General features: G+C 73.7%; 18 protein-coding genes. 10 read left to right on the top strand and 8 right to left on the bottom strand.

Annotation, left to right across the window (positions count from 1 at the left end; translation table 11 throughout):
- Positions 1–73 precede the first annotated feature (73 nt).
- Both BCD48_RS48245 and BCD48_RS43390 read right to left on the bottom strand, forming a co-directional pair.
- Complete coding sequence (locus BCD48_RS48245; protein ID WP_241842441.1) at positions 74–2,704, bottom strand: ArnT family glycosyltransferase; 2,631 nt, start codon at positions 2,702–2,704, stop codon at positions 74–76.
- 389 nt (positions 2,705–3,093) lie between these two features.
- The gene (locus tag BCD48_RS43390; RefSeq protein WP_083420106.1) at positions 3,094–3,711 is read right to left on the bottom strand and encodes a DinB family protein; all 618 of its coding nucleotides are present in this window, start codon (positions 3,709–3,711) and stop codon (positions 3,094–3,096) included.
- A 297-nt stretch (positions 3,712–4,008) separates the two neighbouring features.
- Here BCD48_RS43390 and BCD48_RS43385 point away from each other — a divergent pair, with 297 nt between their 5' ends.
- Together BCD48_RS43385 and BCD48_RS43380 are read left to right on the top strand one after the other, a co-directional pair.
- Positions 4,009–4,755: a response regulator transcription factor gene (locus BCD48_RS43385; RefSeq protein ID WP_071054446.1), complete on the top strand. Its 747-nt coding sequence runs from the start codon at positions 4,009–4,011 to the stop codon at positions 4,753–4,755.
- A 676-nt stretch (positions 4,756–5,431) separates the two neighbouring features.
- A complete protein-coding gene (locus BCD48_RS43380) occupies positions 5,432–5,818 on the top strand; it encodes a response regulator transcription factor (RefSeq protein WP_071054444.1) in 387 nt (128 codons plus the stop codon).
- 109 nt (positions 5,819–5,927) lie between these two features.
- Here the strand turns inward: BCD48_RS43380 and BCD48_RS43375 are convergent, their stop codons facing one another.
- From BCD48_RS43375 to BCD48_RS43365, 3 genes are all read right to left on the bottom strand, one after another.
- On the bottom strand, positions 5,928–8,396 hold the full coding sequence (locus tag BCD48_RS43375; RefSeq protein ID WP_157910637.1) for an FtsX-like permease family protein: 2,469 nt from the start codon (positions 8,394–8,396) through the stop codon (positions 5,928–5,930).
- A gap of 3 nt (positions 8,397–8,399) precedes the next feature.
- A complete protein-coding gene (locus BCD48_RS43370; RefSeq protein WP_083420105.1) occupies positions 8,400–10,403 on the bottom strand; it encodes a sensor histidine kinase in 2,004 nt (667 codons plus the stop codon).
- A gap of 85 nt (positions 10,404–10,488) precedes the next feature.
- Positions 10,489–11,367, bottom strand: coding sequence for an ABC transporter ATP-binding protein (locus BCD48_RS43365; RefSeq protein WP_083420104.1), 879 nt, complete (start codon positions 11,365–11,367; stop codon positions 10,489–10,491).
- A gap of 299 nt (positions 11,368–11,666) precedes the next feature.
- On the opposite strand from BCD48_RS43365, the gene BCD48_RS51820 reads away from it, so the two are divergent.
- The 4 genes from BCD48_RS51820 (at position 11,667) to BCD48_RS43350 (ending at position 15,065) form a co-directional block, all read left to right on the top strand.
- Positions 11,667–11,834, top strand: coding sequence for a hypothetical protein (locus tag BCD48_RS51820; protein ID WP_157910636.1), 168 nt, complete (start codon positions 11,667–11,669; stop codon positions 11,832–11,834).
- Positions 11,835–12,218: 384 nt separating this feature from the next.
- The gene (locus tag BCD48_RS43360; protein WP_071054442.1) at positions 12,219–12,920 is read left to right on the top strand and encodes a hypothetical protein; all 702 of its coding nucleotides are present in this window, start codon (positions 12,219–12,221) and stop codon (positions 12,918–12,920) included.
- Positions 12,921–13,129: 209 nt separating this feature from the next.
- Entirely contained in the window at positions 13,130–13,768 is a 639-nt protein-coding gene (locus tag BCD48_RS43355; protein WP_071054440.1) for a TetR family transcriptional regulator, read from the top strand.
- A gap of 154 nt (positions 13,769–13,922) precedes the next feature.
- The gene (locus BCD48_RS43350) at positions 13,923–15,065 is read left to right on the top strand and encodes an acyl-CoA dehydrogenase family protein (protein ID WP_071054438.1); all 1,143 of its coding nucleotides are present in this window, start codon (positions 13,923–13,925) and stop codon (positions 15,063–15,065) included.
- A 21-nt stretch (positions 15,066–15,086) separates the two neighbouring features.
- Here BCD48_RS43350 and BCD48_RS43345 read toward each other — a convergent pair whose 3' ends face one another.
- A complete protein-coding gene (locus tag BCD48_RS43345) occupies positions 15,087–16,670 on the bottom strand; it encodes an amidohydrolase family protein (RefSeq protein ID WP_241842440.1) in 1,584 nt (527 codons plus the stop codon).
- A 700-nt stretch (positions 16,671–17,370) separates the two neighbouring features.
- Between BCD48_RS43345 and BCD48_RS43340 the strand changes: the two genes are divergently transcribed.
- A complete protein-coding gene (locus BCD48_RS43340) occupies positions 17,371–18,303 on the top strand; it encodes an acyl-ACP desaturase (protein WP_071054505.1) in 933 nt (310 codons plus the stop codon).
- Between the two features lie 217 nt (positions 18,304–18,520).
- Complete coding sequence (locus BCD48_RS43335) at positions 18,521–18,910, top strand: hypothetical protein (protein WP_071054436.1); 390 nt, start codon at positions 18,521–18,523, stop codon at positions 18,908–18,910.
- A 59-nt stretch (positions 18,911–18,969) separates the two neighbouring features.
- Here the strand turns inward: BCD48_RS43335 and BCD48_RS43330 are convergent, their stop codons facing one another.
- Together BCD48_RS43330 and BCD48_RS43325 are read right to left on the bottom strand one after the other, a co-directional pair.
- Complete coding sequence (locus BCD48_RS43330) at positions 18,970–20,430, bottom strand: type I glutamate--ammonia ligase (RefSeq protein WP_071054434.1); 1,461 nt, start codon at positions 20,428–20,430, stop codon at positions 18,970–18,972.
- Positions 20,431–20,626: 196 nt separating this feature from the next.
- Positions 20,627–21,313 carry a dTMP kinase gene (locus BCD48_RS43325; protein WP_071054432.1) on the bottom strand — a complete coding sequence of 229 codons (687 nt, stop codon included), beginning with the start codon at positions 21,311–21,313 and terminating at the stop codon, positions 20,627–20,629.
- A 360-nt stretch (positions 21,314–21,673) separates the two neighbouring features.
- Here BCD48_RS43325 and BCD48_RS43320 point away from each other — a divergent pair, with 360 nt between their 5' ends.
- Together BCD48_RS43320 and BCD48_RS43315 are read left to right on the top strand one after the other, a co-directional pair.
- Positions 21,674–22,978 (top strand): sensor histidine kinase, encoded by a 1,305-nt coding sequence (locus tag BCD48_RS43320; protein WP_241842439.1) that lies wholly within the window; start codon positions 21,674–21,676, stop codon positions 22,976–22,978.
- Positions 22,975–23,619: a response regulator gene (locus tag BCD48_RS43315; protein WP_071054428.1), complete on the top strand. Its 645-nt coding sequence runs from the start codon at positions 22,975–22,977 to the stop codon at positions 23,617–23,619. Before BCD48_RS43320 ends, BCD48_RS43315 begins: the two co-directional genes overlap by 4 nt.
- Positions 23,620–23,720 lie beyond the last annotated feature (101 nt).

Below are 23,720 nucleotides of genomic sequence, written 5' to 3'. Positions count from 1 at the left end.
GCCGCCACCCACACGATCTGGTGGAACCGGAAATTCTTTCGGCGGCCAACTCCGAAGCGGAATTGAGCTTTCCTCAGGTCACTGTCGTTCCACCGTTGACCGCACCATCACCGTTGTCCGTTGCCTCACCGGCGACGGCGGTCAGGTCGTAGATGCTGACGCCGCCGACCGTGGTGGGCGTGAAATTCTCCTGGACCCAGGCGGTGATCGCGGAAGCCTGCTGACTACCGCCGTTTCCGCGGCCGGAAAGCCCGCCACCGATGAAGTAGTGAATCTTTCCTTCGGCGACGTACTTCTGGAACTGCGCGAGTGTGGGCGACGGGTCGGTGCCGTTGAAGCCGCCGATCGCCATGACCGGCTCGTCGGCCGCCAGCTGGTACCCGGCGGCATTGTTCGAGCCGACGGCGGCCGCGGCCCAGGTGTACGCGGAGCTGTTCTGCCTCAGCAACGCCACCAGGTCCGCGCCCGGGTCCGTCGCGCCGAGCAGGCCGCCCATGCCGCCACCCTGACCACCAGTACCGCCCTGGCCGCCGGGGAGGCTGGGCGTCCCACCGCCGAAACCACGGCCGAGTCCGCCACCGGGCATCGTTCCGCCCTGCCACGGGAAGCCGCCCTGGCCCTGCTGCCCCTGTCCCTGGCCCTGGCCTAGTCGGCCCTGGCCACCGGGGAAGCCGCCGGCGGCGGGACGGGCGTTGCCCCCACCGGCCGACGGGCCCGCGCTCGGGAGCGCTCCCGTATGCGGCGAGTCCGCGGTCGCCAGGGCATAGCTGGTCGGGCCGAGCAGGCAGCCGGCCAGAGCCAGGCCCGCGACGGCGAGGCCCGCGCGGGCCGGCAGCCGGGACACGCCCAGGAGCAGTACCGCGCCCGCGAGCCCCACCACGAGCACGGCGGGGCGCAGCCACTCGTGCCAGCCGGCGGTACGGTCGAGCAGATGGGCGCACCACCACGCCGTGAGGGCCGTGACAGCGGCGAGCGTGACGGCGGCCGCCGGGTGCTCGCGACGCTCCCAGAGCGCGACCGACCCCATGCCGACCAGCGCGCCGATCGCCGGGGCCAGCGCGACCGTGTAGTAAGGATGGAAGATCCCCTGCATCTCGCTGAACACGATGCCCGTCACCAGCAGCCAGCCGCCCCACACCAGGAACGCCGCGCGCGCCCGGTCGGTGCGCGGAGTCCATCGCGGCTGGCGGACCGGCTCCTGGCCGGTTGCTGAGTGCGTCGCGGAAGGCGCCCAGGACGGCTGGCCCGGCGGCTCATGGTCGGCCGCGGACGGCATCGGCGACGGAGTTGCCCAGAGCTGCCGGCGGGCGGGCTCCGCGCCGCCCGACCAGAACGGCATGACCCGCGACGTCACCCACAGACCGGCGACGAGCAGCGCGAGCGCGGCCGGCAGCAGCCAGGCGACCTGGCCGCCGATCTCGGTGTTGAACATCCGGCCCCAGCCGGTCTGGCCCCAGCCGCCGCCGGCCGTCGGCGGCCCGAACACCCGTCCGGCCGCGGCCCCGGCGCCGCCACCCCCGCCGCCGGGGCCACCGCCCACGCTGCCTGTCTCGTCGCCGGTCAGCCGGCCGAAGCCGTTGTAGCCGAGGGTGAGCTCCAGGATGCTGTTGTGCTGGGAGCCGCCGATGTACGGGCGGGCGGAGGCTGGGACGAGCTCCACGACGGCGATGTACCAGCCGGCCGACGCGACCAGCGCGAGGCCGGAGAGCAGTACGTCACGCACCCGCCGGCCGATCCCCGTCGGCGCCGCGACCAGGTACACCACCGCGAGCACCGGCACGATCAGGAATGCCTGCAGCATCTTGGTCAGGAAGCCGAACCCGACCAGCACGCCGGCGAGCGCGAGCCAGCGCGCGCTCGCCCGTTCGACGGCCCGCAGCGTCGCGTACGCCGCGCCGATGAGCAGCAGCACCAGCAGTGCGTCCGGGTTGTTGAACCGGAACATCAGCACGGCCACCGGCGTCGTCGCGAGGACGAGCCCGGCGATCAGGCCGGCGGCCGGGCTGAAGGCCCGCCGGACGGTCGCGTACAGCAGCCCGACGGAGGCGACGCCGCACAGCGCCTCCGGCACCAGAATGCTCCACGAGCTCAGGCCGAAGATCCGCACCGACAGGCTCATCAGCCACATCGCGACCGGCGGCTTGTCGACGGTGATCGAGTTACCGGCGTCCGAGGACCCGTAGAAGAGCGCCTTCCAGCTCTGCCCGCCGGCCTGGGCCGCCGCCGAGTAGAAGGCGTTCGCCCACCCGGACCGGCCCAGCCCCCACAGGTAGAGCACCGCCGTCGCCGCCAGCAGCACGAGCAACGCCGGTCGGGCCCACCGCGGGTCGTCCGCCGGTCCCCTGGCCACCCGCGCGAGCCGCCCGCGCCATCCCGGGCCGCCGTCTCCCGGGCCGCCGTCTCCCGGGCCGCCGTCTCCCGGGCCGCCGTCCGCCGGGCCGCCGTACGGCCCTGCCAGACCGGCCAGGTCCGCGGCTCCCGGCTGGCCGACCGGCTCGCGCGGACCAGCCGGCGCGGGCGGAGCGGCCACGGCGATGGTCCCTGCCGCGCCCACCGCGGCAGGGACGCTCTTGGACGTGCCAAACGTGCCGGCCGCGGCAGTCGGGCCGGTCGCGGCGCCGACGGCCTCGGCGTCGTCAGGGACGGCTCGCTGCCCCGGCAGGTCCGCCGCGGTGGCGCGCGACACCGGCTCGTGCGTTGTCATGTGTTCAGGGTCGCCGGGGCGTCTGTGGTTTTCCTGAACGGGTTCCTAAACGCTGCCAGCAGCCAGCGGGCCGCGGCGTGCTGGCAATCGGCCCCAGGGCGTCGCCCTTGCCGGTCCCGCGCGCGACGCTGCTCCATGATCTGGTGGAATTTTTCCGAGCTATAGGTCGAATACTCCACCAGATCATCGGATCGGGTCCGCCGGGCGCGGAGGCTCAGCGCCTCCCGAGATCCGCGTAAGCCGAGACGCGGAGTCCACTGATTCGCGCGCCGCCCGCCGCCGGGCGTGCGCCGCCTGGCATGCGCCGCCTGGCATGCGCCGCGCGCCGCCGGGCGTGGCCGCCGGGCCGAGGGGGCTGGGCCGCGTTCGCGAATCAGCCCGGGATGGGATCAGCCCATGGTGCGGGCGCCGTCCAGGGACTCGCGGATGATGTCGGCGTGGCCGGCGTGCTGGGAGGTCTCCGCGATGAGGTGCAGGAGCACGCGGCGGGCCGACCAGCTCGCGCCCGGCTCGAACCAGGGCGCCTCCGGCAGCGGATGGCCGGCCCCGAGGTCCGGGATGCCGGCGACGATCTCCTCCGTACGCCGGGCGACCTCCTCGTAGCGCGCCAGGACGCCGGCGAGCGTCTCACCCTCCACCAGGCGGAACTCCGCCTCACGCTCACTGAAGCCGTTCGCGAACGCGTCCCCGCCGCGCACCACGAAGTCCATCCACCGCCGCTCGGTGAGGGCGACGTGCTTGACCAGCCCGCCGAGGGTCAGCTCACTCACCGTGGTGCGGGCGGCGGCCTGCTCGTCGGTCAGGTCCTTGGTGGTGAAGCGCAGGAAGAACCGGTGGCGCGCCAGTGTCTCCAGCAGGTCGGTGTGCTCGCCGGTGAGCGCGGGAGCGCCGGCGCCGGCCTCGCTGGCCGCCGCCGCGGCCTCGCCGGCGTTGGCCGGGGCCTCCGCGCCAGGCTCGAGGGTTGCGGTGCCGGTGGCCGAGCTCGTGGTGGTGATGATCGCCGTCATCGTCGATGGTCCTTCCTGCGCGCCTGTCAGGGGATGACGTTCGATGCCGCGGGGTCCCGCCTTCCGGGGCCTGGCGGTGGATCCGCCGCCGTCGTCCGTCGGATTCGACGCTAGAAGCGATAGCGGCCAGATCTCGTCCGCAATGGCCGCGGATTTCCCGGACCCGGGCGTCGGGCCGGCGCGCTCTTCCGCGTGTCGGTACCCCTGGGCCGGTTTCCGCGCTCCGTCGCCGACGAGACATATATCCGCGCAAGGGCGGCCGCCACGTCGGCGCGATCGTGCGCTTAGGGTTAGACGGTGGCCATCCGCGTACTGCTCGCCGAGGACGATGCGCTGCTACGGCATGGCCTCGCGACGCTGATCGAGCGGACCGACGGAGTGGAGCTGGTCGGCGCCGTCACGGACCGGCCGTCGGTGGAGCAGGCCGTCCGCGAGCTGTCCCCGGACGTCGTCGTCACGGATATCCGGATGCCGCCGACGCGGACCGACGAGGGCATCCAGGTCGCCGCCTGGCTACGCCGGGAGCACCCGGGTGTCGGCGTCGTCGTGCTCAGCCAGTTCGCCGAGGCCACCTACGCGCTCGCGCTGTTGGAAGGCGGCTCGGCCGGGCGTGCCTACCTGCTCAAGGAACGCGTCGCCGGGCTGGACGAGCTGCTGCGGGCGATCCGCGCGGTGGCGGCCGGCGAGTCGGTGATCGACCCGGCTGTCGTCGAGGGCCTCGTCGCCGCCAACACCAGGCGCACCCATTCCGAGCTCGACCGGCTGACCCCGCGGGAGCGTGAGGTGCTCAGCCACATGGCCCAGGGCTGGAGCAACGCGGCGATCGCCGCGAGCCTGGTGCTCTCGGAGCGCGCGGTCGAGAAGCACAGTAACTCGATCTTCGCCAAGCTGGGCCTGACCGACGAACCGGACCTGAACCGCCGCGTCAAGGCGGTCCTGCTTTACCTCCACTCGGGCCAGCAGAACGCCGCGGGCACGCCCGACGGCTCGCCGACCACCCGCCAGGCCCGCCCAGGCGCCGGCCGCGCACCCCGCGGCGGCTGAGAAACAACCACGACTCCCAAGGCCAACGCCAGCCACCTCTGACACCCACCGCTATCGACGCCCGCCGTCTCAGTCACCTCAAGGTCTTGGTCGTCCAGAGGCAGCCGGGATGTGACGTCCTCCTGATAACCGGCAAGCGCGACTCAGCCATCACGACCCTGGACGTCCAGCGACAGACAGGAATGTCATGTCGTACCGGTACCAGCAAACGCAACTCGACCACAAGTAGTGACGGCGCATCAGCGCTACGTCAACGCAACCATCTCGTCGGTCCCGACTGGTCGGACCACCCTCATCTGCCTCGGCCCGGAACCACGTTGGGAGCAGGGTCCCTGCCGGATCGGCGACAGGGTTCCTGCCGGCTCGCGAAGCGATCTGGGAGGTAAGCGATCTGGGAGGTCAGGCTCAGCGCCCGACAGACATCCCATGGGCTCGGATGTCCAGCCACAGCTGGTGACCGCGCATTGGCGCAGTACCTACCCAGCCACCTCGTCAGCCCGGTCCCAGCTCTACCACCGCCATATGCCAGGGCCCGGTACCACGCGGGGAGGGCGCCCAGCGCCCGACACGGGGCGAGCGCGTCCAGCGTCTCGCCCCGGCAGGGGGGTTAGCCACACCCTGCGACGTGGGTGGTCGCATCCTGGGTTAGAACGGGACAGGCGGACACACTGGATTCATGACCTCCCCCTCCGCCGTCTCGGTCCTTGTCGTGGACGACCAGCGACCCTTTCGCATGGCGGTACGCGCCGTTGTCCGGCGCGCGCCGGGATTCGTCCTGGCCGGCGAGGCGGACACGGGCGAGGCTGGCGTCGCCGCCGCCGAGTCGCTGCGCCCAGACCTCGTCCTGATGGATGTGAACCTGCCCGGCATCGACGGTGTCGCCGCCGGCAGCCGGATCCGCGACGCCGACCCGCACACCGTCGTGGTTCTCTGTTCCACCTACGGCAAGACCGATCTTCCGGCGACCGTCGCCACCAGCGGCATGGACTACCTCCACAAGGCGGACCTCGCGCCCGCCGTCCTGCGCGCTCTCTGGGAACGCCGCACCTCCGACGACGACTAGCCACCCACCGCCGGTCGGCGGCACGCGCCCAGCCGCCTCAGGAAGGTCGCGGAGGTTCCGGTACCGGCCGACGGGGTGGCGGCATCGCGCGGCGCTGGGCGACCGCGGCCTAACCGGATCGCGAGTGGACCGAGGGCCGCAGCCAGGCGTTGCGCGGGGCCGGGATGAGCGCCGCGAGAGCTCCGATGACCAGGGCCACCGGCGGCAGCGCCAGCAGCAGCAGGCCCGGGACCGCGACGTCGCCCCCGACGCCGGTGGCGCTCGCGATCTCCCACCACACCAGGCGCCCGACACCGAGGCCGAGGGGAATCCCGACGCCGACCGCGCCGAGCGCCGTCACGCAGGCCGCCGTCACCGAGGCCGCGGCCGTCTGCGCCGGGGTGCTCCCGAGCGTGCGCAGTACGCCGGCCTCGCCGGCGCGCCGGCGCCAGCTCGTCGTCACCGAGTGGACCAGCGCGATGGCCGCGAGGCCGCCGAGCACGATCTCGAGCACCTCGGGCAGCCTGCCGATGCCGCCGAGGTTCGCGACCTCCGTCGGCGGCTGCCGGGGCGCCACCTCGTACTCGTCGCCGAGGTCCCCGACGAGCGACGACACCGGCACGCCGTCGGCGGCGGTGACCAGGCCGTCCCACCAGGGAGCCGTCCGCTGGGTCTGCTCGAGCACGCCTGGTTCGAGCAGCAAGTTGTCGCCGAGTCGTTCCCCGCCGACCGGCGGCCCGAGCCCGACGCCCACCACGGTGACCCGCGCCCCGTGGTCGCCACCCGGCCTGGGCGCCAGGTCGAGGACGTCACCGACCTCGACGCCCAGGTCCCGGGCGGCATGCGTCCCGACCACCACCTCACCCGGGCCGCGGCCGAGCCGCCCGGAGAGAATCGTCCAACGCTGCTCACCGGTAGACGAATGGACGGCGTACGCGGTGACCTCGACGCAGCCGGGACCCGGCCTCGCCGCGGGCGCCGCCTGGATCCGCCGGCTGGGGCTGTCATCGGCGGTACCCGTCGCGCCGCAGTTGTCGCCCGCGAGCACCGTCGAGCGGGCGACCAGGCTGACGGCGGCTATCCAGGGGTCCACCTTCAGCCGCGCGACGATGTCCGGCCGGGCGTCGAGGAGGTCGAGGTCGGCCGTCCAGCCGTAGCGGTTGGGATCTCTCATCAGCCGATCGACGCCGTGCGCGACCGTCGCCGCGGCCACCAGCGCCGCGACCGAGATCATGGCGGTGATGACGGAGGGACGGCGGCCCGACGACGGCCGGTGCCCGGTGAGCGCGAACCGCGCGCCCACCCACAGCCAGGCCGGGCCCACCCAGGCCGGCCCGGGACGCGGCCAGCCGGCGCGCACCGGGCCGGCGGCGCGCGCGGCCCCGGCGGCGGCCCGGCCGCGGCCCGCACGCGCGGCCGACCAGCCCGCGAACGCCAGGACGAGACCGACGGCGGCCACCGCGGTGATCCCCGCGATCGCGAGGTTGGGCGCGTAGCCAGGATGGGGCTCAAGGTCGGCCACCGGGCCGATCGGCTCCAGCCGCCCGGCGAGCAGCGGCCCCATCGCGGCGACCAGCCCGGCGAGCGCCGCCGCCGGGACGGCCGCGAGTACCCGCGCCGCCGCCCTTCCGGCCGGTGTCACGCCGAGCACGGCCTCGATCCGCTGCTCCGTCACGCGCGCGTAGTGGTGTCGCGCGAACGCCACCGCCGCGGTGGCGAGCCCGGTCACCCCGACGACGACGGCGAACGCCACCAGGCCGGTCAGCAGCACCCGGGTCGTGGCCCCGACGCGGGCGTCCGAGTCGGTCGCCGGATGGTTCACCTCGAGAATCGGGAACTCGGCCGCCTGGGGGTCCTGCTCGTCACCGGCCGCCGCGGCGGCGCGGGCGAGCGCCGCGTCGGCACGCGCCACCGCGTCCGGAGCCGGCACCAGCTTGATCATGACGGTGATGCCGACGGCGGCGAGGTCCTGGGCGACGGCGGGCGAGACCAGCAGCGGTGTCTGCTGGGCCGTCGCGCCAGCCATCCGGACGAGGCCGGTCACCCGCACCGTTATCCGTGGCCCGTGCGGCATCCCGAAGCCGGTGTCGAAGCTGAAGAAGTCCTCCCTGGTCAGCGTCCGCAAGGTCAGGACATCGTCGACCCCGACCCCGAGCGACCTGGCCGTTCGCTCGTCGAGAACCGCCTCCGCCGCGGTCGGGTCGTAGTCCCGGCCCTTCACGACGACCGGGGTGTAGACGCCTACCTCCGAGCCGACCGGGTGGCCGGCGAGCATTCCGAGGTACACGACTCCCGGCCGGTTCTCCACCCGGGCCGCGGACCCCGCGGTGATCCAGACGGACCGCAGGCCGGGAACCACCGACGCGGCCCTGGCCGCGAGCCCCGGTCCGCCGGGCACTGTGATCTGCAGGTCCGGCACCGCCGTCGCGCGTTCGAGCCGGGCGGGGGCGGTCCCGGTGCGCCGGGTCAGCGCGGCCGCGCCGCCGACGACCGCGCCGACCAGTCCTACGAGCAGTCCGAGCGCGACCAGGCTGAGCCAGCGACGCCGCAGCTGCCCGAGGGCGATCATGCGGACGGCGCCGAACACCGGGGCTGCCATGTCTCAGCCGCCGTTCCCGCCGGGCTCGCCCGGCACGGGCGCCACGCGCCCATCCGACGCGGCCGGCACGCGGCCGTCCGCCGTGGCCGCGCCCGCGCGGGCGCCACCCACCAGCGCCTCGGCGCCTCCCGGGGCTCCCGTCGCGTCCTCGCCCGCCGCCACGTCGCCCGCCGATGGGCCGACGGCCACCGAGCCACCCACGGCGGCGGCACCACCGGGGCCGGCGCCAGAGCCAGACGTGGAGCTGGACGTGGAGCTGGCACCAGTGCCGGAGCTGGAGCCGGGGGGCAGCGTCGAGCCGCCGGCGGAAGGGGCGGCGAGGCCGCTGGCGACGCTGCCCGTGTTGTCAGCCAGCGGGACGACGGCGCCCAGCCGCACCCCCTCGCCCGGTGCCGACCCGATCACGAGCGAGCCACCGATCGCGCCGATCCGGTCGCGCATGTTCGTGAGTCCCTGGCCGGCGGGCCGCCGCCGCGGGTCGAAGCCAGGGCCGTCGTCGGCGACGCTGAACGCCAGCGCGTCCTCGCGCTCGGTCAGGGCGATCTCCACCTGGCTGCCGGGCGCGTGCTTGGCGGCATTCTGCAGAGCCTCCAGGCAGCAGAAGTAGACGGCTGCCTCGACGTCCGGGCCGTGCCGGCCGACGCCGTCCGTGACGAGCCGTACGCCCAGCGGGGAGCGAGAAGCGGCGGCGCGCAGGGCCTCGGTCAGGCCGGAGGAGCGCAGCAGCGGCGGGTAGATGCCCTGCGCGAGGTTGCGCACCTCGGAGATCGCGGCGGTCACCTGCTCGGCCATCTCGCCGATCAGCTCCTCGGCCGCCTCGGTGTCCTCGGTGACCAGGTCACGCACCAGCCGCAGACCGATCGCGAGCGAGACCAGCTGCTGTTGGGCGCCGTCGTGCAGGTCCCGCTCGATCCTGCGCCGCTCGGCGTCGGCGGCGGCGACCAGCCGGGCCCGGGAGACCCGCAGCTCGTCGTTCGCCCGGCGCAGGTCCACGAGCGCCTCGCGCAGGTTCGCGTCGAGCTGCCGGTTGTGCAGCACGGCGCCAAGCCGGGTGCCGAGCTCGGCGAGCAGCCGGTCTTCCGCCTCGCTGAACCGCGGGTCGTCCACCCACCGTTCGACGACGAGCAGGCCGAGCAGCGCGCCGCTGGCCCGCGCCGGGACGACCCGCAGCTGGATGCCCGGCCGCGCCCAGACCAGCCGCGGCACCCACAACGACAGCCAGCCGGGACCCGCGACCCTGGCCCGGGACAGGGCGACCAGGTCACCGGCGGACAAGGAGAGCGTCTCGCCCGGCCGGGCCTGCCCCAGGCCCGCGTCCGCGAGCTCGGACCTACCGCCCTGGCCGGCCGGCGACGGGACAGAGGATCGGCGCGGTGGGGGCTCCGGCAGCACGACGGCGGCCGTGAGCCGCCCGCCGGCCCCCGTCCAGATCTCGACGCGGCGCAGCGCCAGGGTGCGGCGCAGCGCGTCGGCGAGCTGCACGAGCGCCTGCTCCAGCGGCCCATCCCGGCTCGTCTGTTCGCCGAACGTCGCCAGCACGTCGTCCGGCCGGAAGCGCCCGCCGCGCGCGGCCCGGCGGGCTGCGCGCCTAGCCGGTATCCGCAGCGCCACGCTGAGCGTGGCCGCGGTCGCCGCGCTCACCAGCACAGGCATGAGGAACCCGGCGCCGTTGTCGTCGGGGATCCGGCCGAGCGCGACCACCGACGCCGCGAGTGCCCCGGCCCCGACCAGCGCGAACGAGGCGACATCCGCGCCGAGGATCAGCACCTGCTCCGCGTGCCGCCGCGGCGTGCCGAACTGGCCGGCGAGCACGCCCGCGACGAGTAGCACCGCCGCCGACACGATCGGCACCCACCAGGGGGGATACCCGGCGCCCAGCAGCCGCGGCACGGCGCACAGCGCGGCGATGCCGGCGGCGGCGAGCACGGCGGCGATCAGCAACAGCCGTCGCGGCCGCGAGGTCGTCTCACGCGCACGCGGCGGCGCGGCGAGCGGCGGCAGGCTCACCGGCGCACCTCGCCGCGTCCGGGGCCGCCGGCGCTGTCGCCGTCGCAGTGGCGGCGGCGGTGTATGCCTAGGCCAGGTCCTCGGGTCATGGCAGGTCCTCGAGGCCGGACGGGCTCTCGATCTGGCCGTCGCGCATGGCCACGATCCGCTGCGCGCCGGCGGCGACCGCGGCGTCGTGGGTGACCATCACGATGGTCTGACCACGCGCGTGCAGCCTGGTGAACAGGTCGAGCACCTCGGCCGCGCCAGCGGAGTCCAGCGCGCCCGTCGGCTCGTCGGCGAGCAGCAGCGTGGGGCTCCCGGCGAGCGCCCTGGCGATCGCGAGCCGCTGACGCTGGCCACCGGACAGCGTCGCGGGCAGCGCCTCGGCCCGCTCCAACAGGCCGAGCACGTCGAGGAGGTCCTGCGCGCGGCGCACCGCGGCACGCCGGCCGAGCCCGGCAAGCCGCGCGGCCAGCACCACGTTGTCGGCCGCCGTCATGCTCTCCAGCAGGTGGAAGAACTGGAACACCATGCCCACGTGCCGGCGGCGCAGCCGGGCGAGCTGGGTCTCGGACAGCTCGCCGAGTGCCTGACCGGCGACCGCCACGGATCCGTCGTCCGCGCGCTCCAGCCCGGCGATGATGTTGAGCAGCGTGGACTTGCCGCTGCCGGACGGGCCCGTGACGGCGACGAACTCGCCGGGCCAGACCGTGAGCGACGCCCCCCGCAGCGCCCGGACCGGGGCCACCTCCGCGTCGAAGGTCCGGTGCACGCCGACCACTGTCACGACCGTCTCCGGCGAGGTCTCCCACCGCTCCGGATCGCCCGCCGGGCGGTCAGTGGCGCCCGCGGCGCGCGCGCCCCCGTCACCCGAGCCCCGGCCCGTCGCGATCGCGCTGACGGCGCTCCGCATCCGCACCCCGTCCCCCCGGTCCGACTCCGTCACGTCACGACGGCCGACGTCGCGTTCCCATGTTCCCAAGGACGTCCGCCTCCGGGGGCGTGTTTCGAACCGCATGATCGCACCCATGACCGGCTGAGCTCGGCCCGGACGGGCGCGGATCACCCCGCTGCGCGGGGATGACTGGATTCCAGCGGGTTCTCGCGACGCGGGGAAGCGGGATAACCGCCCCACGGGGGTGGTGCTGGCCTCCCCGGCCGCTCGCCGGCTGGCACCGTCGCTGGGCAGTGCCGCGATGACGCACAGTCGTGCCGCTGCCTCTCCGGGCAGCGAACCGACCACCGTGGCGCGTCCCACGTCGGCGTCTCAACGAGGAGACCATGATGACCAGCACCAGCCCGGCGACCTTCCCCTACGGCGACGTCACCGCGGTTCCCGCCGCGGGCAAAGCGGCCTCGGCCAGCCAGGACACCTCGGCCGCGGGCACGGAAACCGACGGCGACGCCGAGGACCGGGCCGCGGCCGGCACCGTCAGCCGCGTGGCCTGAGCACGTCCGGGCACCTGCCGTCGGGCGCCCGGCCGACGCGTACGTCGGCCGGGGCCCACGTCAACAGCGGACCGCCCTCGGTACGCCAGAGGCCATCCCGACCGCGTGCCCGGCCGGTCGGCCCGGCACCCGAGGCCAGCCGAGCAGTGGCGCCGTCCTCCTACCACCGGGAATCTTGAAGGCAGCACTTTTAGGCGCTCCGGCGTCAGAACGCCTACACCGGGACACCAGCAGGGTATTGATCGGGTATTCGGCGTCCGCGACGCTTCGTACGCAGTCGTACGCCAAATACTAGAGTGGTCTGTCAGCAGTCCGACTCTTTCACATCGCGATCTCATCACGATTCACCTGAATGAGCCGAGCACACTTGGGGATGTGCAACCCATGGCCCGACACCGAGTCGACTCCCGGACCGCCCCGCGGGTAGCTTCCGCCGCGCCACACCGCCGTTCCGACGGCCGGCACGCGGCTCGCGCCGCGGCCAAGGCGACCTCCCGGGCCGTGGTTGCGCGGCGCATCGCCCTGCCCGCGGTCACGGTCGCGGTCGCGAGCGTCATCACCATCGGCGGCGCGGTCGCCTTCGCGACCAGCCCGCGGGACGCCGCCGAACCCGTCATCCGCGCGGCCACGACCGCGCCAGTCGGTACCGCGCCCACCGGCGCGGCAAGCCCGGACGGCGCGCTCGCCGGCACCACCCCGCCCGAGGGCGAGGCGGCGGCCGTGGGCGCCTCCGCGGGCGCGGCCCGGTCCGCCGTCGCCGGAGCGGTCACACCGTCGCCCGCGGACGCGGGGGCGATCACCGCCGCGATCCGGTCGAGTGACCTGACCGGCCTGGTCTCCCCGGCCTCCTATCAGGTCGTCGACATCGAGATCGCCGGCAGCGACCCGAGCTGGGCGCGGGCCGAGCTGATGCCGGTGACCGCTGACGTCGACCGGGCCCGCGGCGTGCTGCACAGGACCGAGTCCGGCTGGCGGCTGGTGCAGCTCGGCAGCTACGAGGTCGGCTGCACGCTCGTCCCGTCCCAGGCCCGTGCCGACCTGGCTCTCGACTGCCCGCCGCCCACCGCCACGACGTACAGCACCTGAGCCGGGCTCGACGGCGGCCGGGGTAGGAGGCAGGAGGCGGAGCGCCCAGCGGTCGAGGCCTCCAGCCGATAGCACAGCGCTATCGAATGACGACCTCACGTAACGATGACGACGATTTCCGGCACGCGCAATGACTGACAGGCCCGCCCCTTCCGCGCCTAACAGTGTGCGTTCGAACGAACGCGCGTTTTGACAGGCAGACTGGGCTGATGGCATTGCGCAGTCCCGCGGCCGGGCGCCGTCGCCAGCCGGAGGTCACCCGGGACCGGCTGCTCGCCGCCGCCGTCGACCTGTTCGCCGAACGAGGTTATGACGGCGTACGCGTCCGCGACATCGCCGACCGGGCGGGGGTGACCACCGGCGCGATCTACTCGCACTACCCGGACATGGCCTCACTTCTCGCCGACGCCGCCGGGCGCGCCGTCGACCACGCCGTACAGGCGGTCGCGCACGTCGGCCACGGCGAGCTCGGCGACGCGCTGCTGACCGCCGCCACGTCGGCCGCGGCCGGACGGCGGCTGTCACGCGAGCAGGCGCTGCTGCTCGAGGCGATGGTCGCCGCCCGCCGGGAGCCGACGCTGCGCCACGCGCTCGGCGAGGTGCTGCGCGAGCGGTTCGAGCTGGTGCGCGGCGCCATCGAGCAGGCGCGCGACGACGGCGAGCTACGCGACGACCTGTCCCCCGACGCCATCGCCTGGTTCCTCTACCTGGCCCCGATCGGGTTGCTCACGGGCCGCGCCGCCGGGATGGCCGGGCCCGATCTGGACGAGCTGCGCGCGGTCTTCGAGGCCGTCGTCACCGGCCTACGCATCCCTCCCCCGCCTCCGCCTCCGCCTGTCGAGTACTGAAGGCCGTCCCGCATGATTCCGGCGATCACGGGATCACATAACAGTCGTTAGCTATCGTTTAGTCCGCCACTGTCCAACGAGGCCGGGCGCGACGCGGCGCGCGGTCCCGGACGGCCGTCGCGCCCTGGCGGCCAGCGGATACCCGGAGGAAATCATGCGGCGCACCCTGTTCGACGAGGAACACCTGCTCCTGCGGGACGCGTTCCGCGCCTTCCTGGCCGAGCACGTCACGCCCTATCACGCCGACTGGGAGAAGGCCGGGATCGTCGACCGGGCGGTCTGGACGGAGGCCGGCAAGCAGGGCTTCCTTGGATTCGATGTTCCCGAGGAGTATGGCGGCGGCGGGCAGGACGACTTCCGCTACAACGCCGTCATCACCGAGGAGTGCGGGCGCGCGGGCACCACTGGCCTCGGCTATGCGCTGCACAACGACGTCGTGGCGCCCTACCTGATCAAGCTCTGCACCGACGAGCAGAAGCGGCGCTGGCTGCCCGGCTTCTGCTCGGGGGAGATCGTCACCGCGATCGCGATGACCGAGCCGGGCGCGGGCAGCGACCTGCGCGGCATGCGGACCTCGGCCCGCAGGGACGGGAGCGACTGGCTTCTCTCCGGCTCCAAGACGTTCATCACCAACGGTATTCACGCTGACCTGGTGGTCGTCGCCGCCCGCACCTCCGAGCGCAACGGCGGCCGCGGGCTCTCGCTGTTCGGCGTGGAGCGCGGGATGCCCGGCTTCACCCGCGGCCGCAACCTCGACAAGGTCGGCATGAAGGCGCAGGACACCGCCGAGCTGTTCTTCGACGACGTCCGGGTACCGGCGGCGAACCTGATCGGCGAGGAGGGGGCCGGCTTCCTGCACCTGGTCGGCAACCTGCCCCAGGAAAGGCTCTCGGTCGCGGTGCTCGCCGCCGCGTCGATGGAGGCGGTGCTCGGGTACACCGTCGAGTACTGCAAGAGCCGCAAGGCTTTCGGCCAGTCGATCGGCAGTTTCCAGAACAGCCGGTTCCTGCTCGCCGAGCTCGCCACCGAGACCCAGGTGGTGCGCACGTTCATCGACCGATGCATCGAGGAGCTGGTCGCCGGCCGGCTCTCGTCCGAGGACGCGGCGATGGCGAAGTGGTGGTCGACGGAGCTGCAGGTCAAGCTGATCGACCGCTGCCTGCAGCTGCACGGCGGCTATGGCTACATGACGGAGTACCCGGTCGCCCGTGCGTACCTCGACGCCCGGGTGCAGACCATCTACGCCGGCACCACCGAGATCATGAAGGAGATCATCGGCCGCGGTCTCGGCGTGTGACCCCCGCCGAGTGACCGGGACTCAGCTCGCGTCGGGCGGCGGTTTCGGCGGCCGCCTGGCCGCGGCCGGTTTCGCGGCGGGTTCCTTCTTCGCGGGACCCGCCTTCTTGGCCGGCGCGCGCTTGGCCGTGTTCCGCCTGGCCGCCGTGCCGGCCGGCCGCTTCGTCGCGGCTGGCTTCGCCTTCGCCGGCTCCGCCGCCTCCGGCTCCTCGGCCGGCGCCTTCGCGGCCGGCGTCTCCGCCCGGGCCGGCTTCTCGGCGGATCGTCTCGTCCCGGCCGGTCGTTCGGCCGACGGCTTCGCCGTGGACGACCTCGCGGCGGCACGCCTCTTCGTGCCGGCGCCGGTGGCGCGGGCGCGCGGCTTCGCGGCCCGCGCCTCGGTGGGCTCGGGCTCGGCACCGCCGGCCGGCTCCGCCAGGCCATAGACCCGACGGGCGTTGCCGGCCCCCACCATGACCGCGACGCGGTCCGCGTCATCGGCCGTCCAGTCGCCGTCCGCGATGCCCGCGGCCAGGAGGGCCGTGAGCGCCCGGCGGAACAGGCGCGCACCCAGCGGGTACAACTCGGCGAGGGCGAACGCGTCCGTGGAGAACAGCAGCTTGCCAAACGGTGCGAGCTCCAGCGCCTCAGCGAGAACGGTCGCACTCGCCCGGCCGACGTTATGGGTCGCTAGGCCGACGTCCAGGTAGACGTGCGGGAAGACCTGCGCGAGGTAGCCCGCCTCGCGGTGGAACGGGTAGCAGTGCAGCAGCAGCACCGGTGCGCCGGTTGACGCGAGCGCCCGGAGCATGTCGGTGAGCAGCAGCGGGTTGGCCCGCCTCAGGTGCAGGTCGGTGTCCCCATAGCCGGTGTGGATCTGTACCGGCAGGCCCAGGTCGGCGCCCGCCCAGATGAGGAAGCTGTGCAGCACTGGATCCGCGAGCCGAATCGGCGCGCCCGCGCGCAGCCGGCCGATCCAGGACCGTACAGCCGCGATCACCACCCGGTCGGTGGGCCGCTCGGCGGGCAGCTCCAGGCCCACTCGGTACGCGGCCACCGACTTCACCCCGACGACGGGAGCACTGTCACCGGTAGCGGGGCGAGCGCCCGCGCTGCCGCCGTCAGCCGCCGCGCGCGCCGCGAGGCGAGCGCGCACGTGGTCGGGGAAGTGGGCGACGCCGATCTGGCCGGTCACGATGTCGAGCGCCACCTGCTCGGCGAGCGGCTCGAGCCGGACGACATCATGGCCGCGGCCACCCGCGGCCGTGGCGAGATCCGCGGCGCTGGTGAGCCGCTCCGGGGCGAACCCGGTGTCGACGCAGAAGTCGGCGATGCCGGCCGACCGAAGCATCCGTGACGCCACCTCGTCGGCGCCGAGCTCCGCCCGGCGGGCGAGGTAGTCGTCTGGCAGGGCGTGCGCGGGCAGGTCCAGCACCGGCGCGCAGTAGCGCCGCAGCGCGAAGCCGAGCTGGCTGTCGAAGAACGAGGCCCCCCGCGGCCCCGGATGGTCGGCCTCCGTCATGGCCCGTTCGAAGTCCATGCGGTTCAGCTCGCGCCGCACCAGCCCGTGGCAGTGGTGGTCGACCAGCGGGAGCGATTCGAGCGTCTCGATCCGTGGCACCGACACGCGGAGAACTTCCCCCGTATCCCGGCGCCGCAAGCATCTGGGGCGGGCTGATGCCGGGGCGCGGCGCTGGACGCGCTCGCCCCGTGTCGGGCGCTGAGCGCCCTCCCATGTGGTTCCGGACCCAGGCGTATGGCGGTGGTTGGGCTGGTTCCAGGTAGACGAGATGGCCGGTTGGTACCGCGCCGATGCGCCGCCACCATCCGTGGCCGCCTAGTGGGCCAAAGGGTGTGCGAAAATGATCTTCCTTCGCACGCCCGGCGGCCGTTGTCCCCAGGATCACTTGCCGGGAAAGCGGTCCAGACTGGCGGCTCCCGCGTCCCGGCGCCCAACCCAGAGCCTGTGGATAACCTGTGGAGAAGTGGGGGTGGCCTGTGTATAACCAGGTTGGTAGACCCGCCTCTATGGAACTCGCGGGCCTTGACCGTCCTCTGTGCAGGGGTTTCCGGCGACCCGTCGCCTGTGGACGACTGTGGACAGCCACGGGCCGAACGACATCGGTGAAACCGATAGCTGGACCAACGTCCGGACGCTGAGACTGGCCGCGCGGCCAACGGCGGTCTTCGAGGATGACGGCCGCGCGGTAGGCCGGGCCCGGCGGTCGCCGCGGACGGCTGAACTGTTCCCGCGGAACAGTTCACGGCCGGCAAGTCCACTCCGCTGGGACATGGCGAGCCCGGGGTTCGGCTGCGATGGTCAGTCCATGACCTCACCCACGGACCTGGATCTGCTGCGCGAGCTGGAGCCAGTCGCCGCGGCGAACATCGACCGGCACCTCGGTCTTGCCGCCGAGTGGATGCCGCACGAGTACGTGCCGTGGAGTCTGGGGCGCGACTTCGACACCCTGCCGTGGGAGCCGGAGCAGTCGGCGCTGTCCGATGTCGCCCAGATCGCCTTCGAGGTCAACCTGCTCACCGAGGACAACCTGCCGAGCTACCACCGGGAGATCGCCTCGGCGTATGGCCGCGACGGCGCCTGGGGCACCTGGGTCGGCCGGTGGACCGCGGAGGAGGGCCGGCACGCGATCGCGATGCGGGACTACCTGATGGTCACCCGCGGCGTCGACCCGGTGGCGCTGGAGCGCGGCCGGATGCACCAGATGGAGCTCGGCTACGACAGCGGCAACAAGTCCCCGCTGCGGGTCATGGCCTACGTGACCATCCAGGAGCTGGCCACCCGGATCAGCCACCGCAACACCGGCCGGTTCACCCAGGAGCCGGTGGCCGAGAAGCTGCTGGCCCGGATCGCCGCCGACGAGAACCTCCACATGATCTTCTACCGGAACCTCGTCACCGCCGCGCTGGAACTCGCCCCGGACCAGACCGTGCTGGCCATCCGTGACGAGGTTCTCAACTTCGACATGCCCGGCACCGGCATCCTCGACTTCAAGTCCAAGGCCCGCCAGATCGCCGACGCCGGCATCTACAACCTGCGTGTCCACCACGACGAGGTGGTGACGCCGGTTCTGCGGCAGTGGCAGTTCTTCGCGCTGGAGGGCCTGGGCGGCGAGGCCGAGCAGGCCAGGGCCGAGGTGGCGTCCTTCCTCGAGGGACTCGACGCCTTCGCCACCCTCCAGGAGGAGAAGCGCGCCGCCCGCGCCGCACGGGCCACCAGCGAGCTCGCCGCCCAGGCCTGAGCCGGCGGGGCCGAGCGCCCTCCCCGCCGCGATGGGGAGCAGGGTTCCTGCCGGATCGGCGGAGCCTGCGGAGCCGATCTGGGAGGTCAGGCTCGGCGCTCGGCCCACCGGTACGCGGTGCCAGCCCCAACGGCGGTACCAGCCCCAACGACGGCCGGGTACGCGACGTAGTCCATAGTGTGTCCTCGTGGGCAGCCATCGCCGCCGGAAATGGCACGTGACCACATTCCCGGTCGTCCTCGCGACTTTCGGTGTCGTCGCCCTCGCCATCGGGTTGATGTTCGGCGGACTGGGTGGCAACAGCGAGAACACCGACCTGCTGGCAAGCCCCTCACCCAGACTCTCGGCCTCGCCGACTGCCGAACCCTCGTTCTCGGTGCGCGACACGCCGACGGTGTCCGGCGACGTGACCCCCACCGGGACGGCGAGCCCGGCTGCGTCGCCCGCCACCCGCCCGACCGGCGGCGCCACCCCGCGGCGGACCGCCACGCCATCCCCGTCACCGGACCCGGACGCAGGACCAGGCGCCGGCGGCGGCGGAATACAGCTCCCCCCGATCGACTTGCCCACCTGCGTTCAGACCGGCCACGGCCTCCGCTGTCACTGAGCCGGCGTCCGGGTCCGGCACCGCGCCCCCACCGGTTCGGCGGCGCCCTTGGCCGGCGGTCAGTGCCGCCAGAGCGTCTGAGCGACGATCTCGTCGGGGGTGGCGTCCGCGAACTGGTCGATCTCCGCCCGGCGGACGACGAGGATCGTGTCGTGCAGCTCGGCGCCGAACGCGTCGAGCAGGACGGAGTCACCCTCGAACGCGGTCACGGCATCGGCGAGCCGGGCCGGCAGCGCCGCTATGCCGCGCCGAGCTCGCTCTTCCTCGGTCAGCGAGGCCGGGTCGACGTCGACCGGCTCGGGCAGGCGGGCTTCGTGGGCCGCGACACCTGACCGCCCGGCGGCCAGCAGGCCCGCCAGCAGCAGGTACGGGTTGGCGGTCAGATCGAAGCACTTGATCTCGAGGTTCGGGGACGCGGCAGCCCACCGCTCGAGGCTGATCTTGACTCCCAGCTCGGCCTCCACGTCTGGTGAGTGCACCGACCGTCCGCCGACCGCCAGGCCGGTCACCAACCGCAGCGCGGCCTCTCGGTTCTCCACGCCCCAGCAGGCGAACGCGCCCGACCAGCGCGACGGCGCGAGCCGCAGGTACGAGGCGACGCTGGGCGCGCCGACGGCCAGCAGCGCGGGCAGGTGGCCGAGTATCCCGGCGGCAAACCGCTCGCCCAGCTGGCTCAGCCCGGCCGGACCCGTCCCGTCCACGAGCGCGTTCCAACGCGGACTGTCCTTCATCCCGAGACTCAGGTGCACGTGCCCGCCATTGCCGACGCCATTCGGGACGACCGCCGGCGAGAACGAGGTGCGCAGCTTGTGCCGGGCGCCGACCGCGCGCACGGTCTGGCGGACCAGCACGCTGCTGTCAGCCGCCCCGAGCGGGTCCTCGGCCTCGACGGACACCTCGAACTGCCCCGGCGCGTATTCCGGGTGGATCTGCTCGACGACCAGCCCCTGCTCGGTCAGCGCCTGGACGACATCGCGCAGGTAGTCGGAAAGCTCGATCACCCGATCCATGCCGTAGGCAGGCCCCATGGCTATCGAGCCTGGCGCCGAGAAGCGCTGCCAGCCCTCGGCGTAGACATTCCATTCGATCTCGATGCCCGCCCGCGCCTGGAAGCCGATGCCGCCGTGGAAGCCGGCGAGCGCGTCGACCTGGCGGCGCAGGACCTCCCTGGCGTCCTGCGGATGCGGCCGGCCGAGCTGGTCGAACCGGTCCGCCGGTGCCCAGGCCCAGCCCGGCTGGGCGGCCAGCGGCACCAGCCGGTCCAGGTCCGGGCGCAGCCGCAGGTCGCCGACCGGGCCCCCGGCATAGCGGCCGAACGCGATCCCGTCGGTCAGCCCGAACGCGTCGAACACCGGCGAGACCCCGACACCCGCCTGGACGGCTCGCTCCAGCCTGCCGACCGGCACGCCCTTGACCCGGGTGATCCCGCTGTTGTCGACCCAGGTCAGCGCCACCACCCCGATGCCACGCGAGCGCAGATCCTCCGCGATACGCGCCGCCTTGTCCTCGTCCGCCGACATGCCGACGTCATCGCTCACGGGCACCCCTGGGAGAAAGATGGGTGACGCACTGGCCCGCGCGCACGAGCCAGCGACCGCCAGTGTGCCGCCGTGGCTACCAAACGCACCAGCACGTGGGTCGACAAGCGGGATGACCCACCTCGGCCGTACCCCCGGGCATGGGACAGCCGCCCATGGGTGGAGCGGTACGCGCGCGTCAACGCAGGTTGCGCAGCACCTTCTCGACGGCGGCGTCGACGGTGGCCGCCATGGCGTCCGCACCGGACGCCGACGCGCCCGCGGTCTCGGCGCGGTCGACGGTGAGCCACGGGGCGGCCCAGCCGGAGCGGGCCAGCTCGTCGTACTCGTGCGCGACCCGGGCCTGCAGCGCCTCGTCCGCCTCGAAACTGTCGACGCCACGCCCGGTGTCCGCGACCGCGCGGGAAAGCGCCTGGGCCCGGGCGACCTGGACCGGCACCCGCAGCAGTACCTGCAGGTCCGGACGAGGCAGTGCCAGGTCGCCGAGCTCGGTCGCGGCGACCCAGGCGCGGAAGCCGGCGCGTTCCTCGGCCGGCAGCCGGGCAGCGCCATAGGCCGCGTTCGAGGCGACATAGCGGTCCACCAGCACCACCGCGTCACCCGCCGCCGCCGCGTCGAGCTCGGGGCGCGCGTTCGCCCGGTCGAGCGCGAACAGCAGGGCGCTCGCGCGGGCCGAGGCCGCGACGGGTGCGAGCGCCGGGTCGCCGGTCAGCATCGCCCGCGCCGCCGGGCCGAGGGGCGCGACCGAGTAGCGCGGGAATGCGAGCGTGCCCACCTGGCGCCCCGCCGCCTCCAGCGCGGCGACCAACGCCGTGGTCAGCGTGTTCTTCCCCGCCCCGTCGATCCCCTCGATCGCGACGATCACGCGCCGTCCCCCTCGTCCTTCGCCCAGGCAGGAGATCCACGCTACCCGCGCGCCGACGGGGGCCGAGCTCCAGCGTTATCCGCGCGCCGCCCGGACCGTCCACCACCCGGGCGCAGGCTCGCGCGACGCCAGCCGATCATCCGGTGCACGGGACAACAACTCGGAAAGGCGGTCCGGCCCGGACCGTCCTCGCCACGGCAACTGATGATCAATGATGGGAGCGCCGACGGGTACGCCCGGACGCGTAGCGCGGGATACGCGCCGGACGGGATGTCAGGGGCGACGTGGGGGGTTACCGTCGCCGGGATGGACGGAACGTGGCTTCAGCGGAACCTTCGGTTCCTGGTGAAGGACGTCCTGGTGACGGCCGCGTTCACGGCGTTGTTCTTCCTGAGCGCGCCCAAGTGGGGCGAGGCCCAGGTCCCGTCGTACCGGGCCGTCGACGCGACGGGGTACGCGCTGCTCGCCGCGATCGCGGCCGGGATGCTGGTCCGCCGCTGGCTGCCGCTGTATGTGCTGGGCGCGCAGAGCCTGCTCGTGGGCGCCATCCTCGGAGCGGGCTACCCGCACGGTCCCTACTTACTCGCGGTGGCGGTCACCGGGCTGACCGTCGGCCGGACCAGCCAGCGTCGAGTGGCCGCCAGCGGCGCGGCCTGCGCCACCGTCCTGATCGCGGCCGGCGAGCTGGCGAGCTTCTTCCGCGGGTACGCGCGCGGCGGCTGGGATCTCTCTGTCGGCCTGGGGGCCGCGCTGCTGTTCGGCGTGGTCCCGGTCGTCGGCGGCGCGCTGATCGGGGAGCACCGGGCCTGGCGGGCCAAGGCCGAGGAGGAGACGACCCGGCGCCGCGTGGACGACGAACGGCTGCGCATGGCCCGCGAGGTCCACGACGTCGTCGGGCACAGCCTGTCGATCATCTCGTTGCAGGCGGGCGTCGCGCTGCACGTCCTGGACCGCCGGCCCGAGCAGGCGCAGATCTCGCTGGAGGCGATCCGCCGGACGGCGATCGATGCGCTCGACGAGCTGCGCGCCACCCTGGCGCTGACCCGCGCCGGCCAGTCCATGAGGCGCTCGGTGTCACCGGAACCGGTGCCACCGGAACCAGCGCGGCTGGAACCAGCGCCGGCGGCGCCGCTGTCACCGCCCACTCCACCTGTTCCACCTCCACCTACTGCGCCGGCCGAGCGGACCGCCGGTTGGACCGCTGACCGGACGGTCGACCGGACGCCGCTGACGGGGCTCGGCCGGCTGCCCAGCCTGCTCGCCGAGGTCCAGCTGTGTGGGATCCCGGTCGAGGCCGTGACCAGCGGGCCAGTCGACACGCTGCCCGCCAACGTCGACCTCGCCGCCTACCGGATCGTGCAGGAGTCGCTGACGAACGTGCTCCGGCACGCCGCCACGTCGCGGGTCACAATCGAGGTGACAGTCTCCGCCAGCGCCGTGTCCATCGCCGTCGCCGACGCTCCGGACCCGCCGGCCGCCCAACCGGTGGTATCGCCGGGCCACGGGCTCACCGGCCTGCGCGAGCGGGCCGAGGAGCTGGGCGGGCGCCTGACCGCCGGCCCGTGCGCGGGCGGTGGCTGGCGCGTGCACGCGGAGCTCCCGATCAACCGGGCGCAACCGGTCGGAGGTCCCAGCCGTGGTGGCGGAGGTGGGGGGAAACGTTGATCAGGGTCGTGGTGGCCGACGACCAGCCGCTGATCCGGCTGGGGCTGCGGGTGCTCGTCGAGACCGAGGACGACCTCGAGCTCGTCGGCGAGGCGGAGGACGGCCGGGCCGCCGTCGAGCTGGTGCGGCGCGCCAGGCCGGACGTCGCGCTTCTCGACATCCGGATGCCCGTGCTCGACGGGCTGGCGGCGCTGCGGGAGATCACCGACGACCCGGCGCTGAGCCACACCCGGGTGGTCATGGTGACGACCTTCGAGCTCGACGAGTACGTGTTCGAGGCGCTGCGCGGCGGCGCCTCCGGCTTCGTGCTGAAGGACAGCGAGCCGGCGGACCTGCTGCGGGCGATCCGGGTCGTCGCCGCCGGCGAGTCGCTGCTCTCGCCGGCCGTCACCAGGCGGGTGATCGAGGCGTTCGCGCGCCGGCCGGTCGCGCCCAATGCCCCCGACCTCGACGGGCTGACCGACCGGGAGAGGGAGGTGATGGGGCTCGTCGGCCATGGCCTGTCCAACGACGAGATCGCCGCCCGCCTGGTGATCAGCCCCGCCACCGCCCGCACCCACGTCAGCCGCGTCATGGTCAAGCTCGGCGCCCGGGACCGCGCCCAGCTCGCCGTCCTCGCCAACCAGGCTGGCCTGGTTTAGGCGTGCGGCGTGCGGGCGCTGGACGCGCCGCCCTGCCTGTCGGACGCTGAGCGGCGTGCGGGCGCTGGACGCGCCGCCCTGCCTGTCGGACGCTGAGCGTC

The sequence above is a fragment of the Pseudofrankia coriaricola genome (genome assembly GCF_001854805.1).
Classification (GTDB): Bacteria; Actinomycetota; Actinomycetes; order Frankiales; family Frankiaceae; genus Pseudofrankia.
The sequence above is the reverse complement of the archived record's forward strand: the minus strand, read 5'-3'. Positions and strand labels throughout refer to the sequence as shown.

What these genes read in the sequence shown, in the direction of transcription:
- BCD48_RS48245 (WP_241842441.1), bottom strand. Translation starts at nt 2,704, where the DNA reads ATGACAACGCACGAGCCGGTGTCGCGCGCCACCGCGGCGGACCTGCCG.
- BCD48_RS43390 (WP_083420106.1), bottom strand. Translation starts at nt 3,711, where the DNA reads ATGACGGCGATCATCACCACCACGAGCTCGGCCACCGGCACCGCAACC.
- BCD48_RS43380 (WP_071054444.1), top strand. Translation starts at nt 5,432, where the DNA reads ATGACCTCCCCCTCCGCCGTCTCGGTCCTTGTCGTGGACGACCAGCGA.
- BCD48_RS43375 (WP_157910637.1), bottom strand. Translation starts at nt 8,396, where the DNA reads ATGGCAGCCCCGGTGTTCGGCGCCGTCCGCATGATCGCCCTCGGGCAG.
- BCD48_RS51820 (WP_157910636.1), top strand. Translation starts at nt 11,667, where the DNA reads ATGATGACCAGCACCAGCCCGGCGACCTTCCCCTACGGCGACGTCACC.
- BCD48_RS43360 (WP_071054442.1), top strand. Translation starts at nt 12,219, where the DNA reads ATGGCCCGACACCGAGTCGACTCCCGGACCGCCCCGCGGGTAGCTTCC.
- BCD48_RS43355 (WP_071054440.1), top strand. Translation starts at nt 13,130, where the DNA reads ATGGCATTGCGCAGTCCCGCGGCCGGGCGCCGTCGCCAGCCGGAGGTC.
- BCD48_RS43350 (WP_071054438.1), top strand. Translation starts at nt 13,923, where the DNA reads ATGCGGCGCACCCTGTTCGACGAGGAACACCTGCTCCTGCGGGACGCG.
- BCD48_RS43340 (WP_071054505.1), top strand. Translation starts at nt 17,371, where the DNA reads ATGACCTCACCCACGGACCTGGATCTGCTGCGCGAGCTGGAGCCAGTC.
- BCD48_RS43330 (WP_071054434.1), bottom strand. Translation starts at nt 20,430, where the DNA reads ATGTCGGCGGACGAGGACAAGGCGGCGCGTATCGCGGAGGATCTGCGC.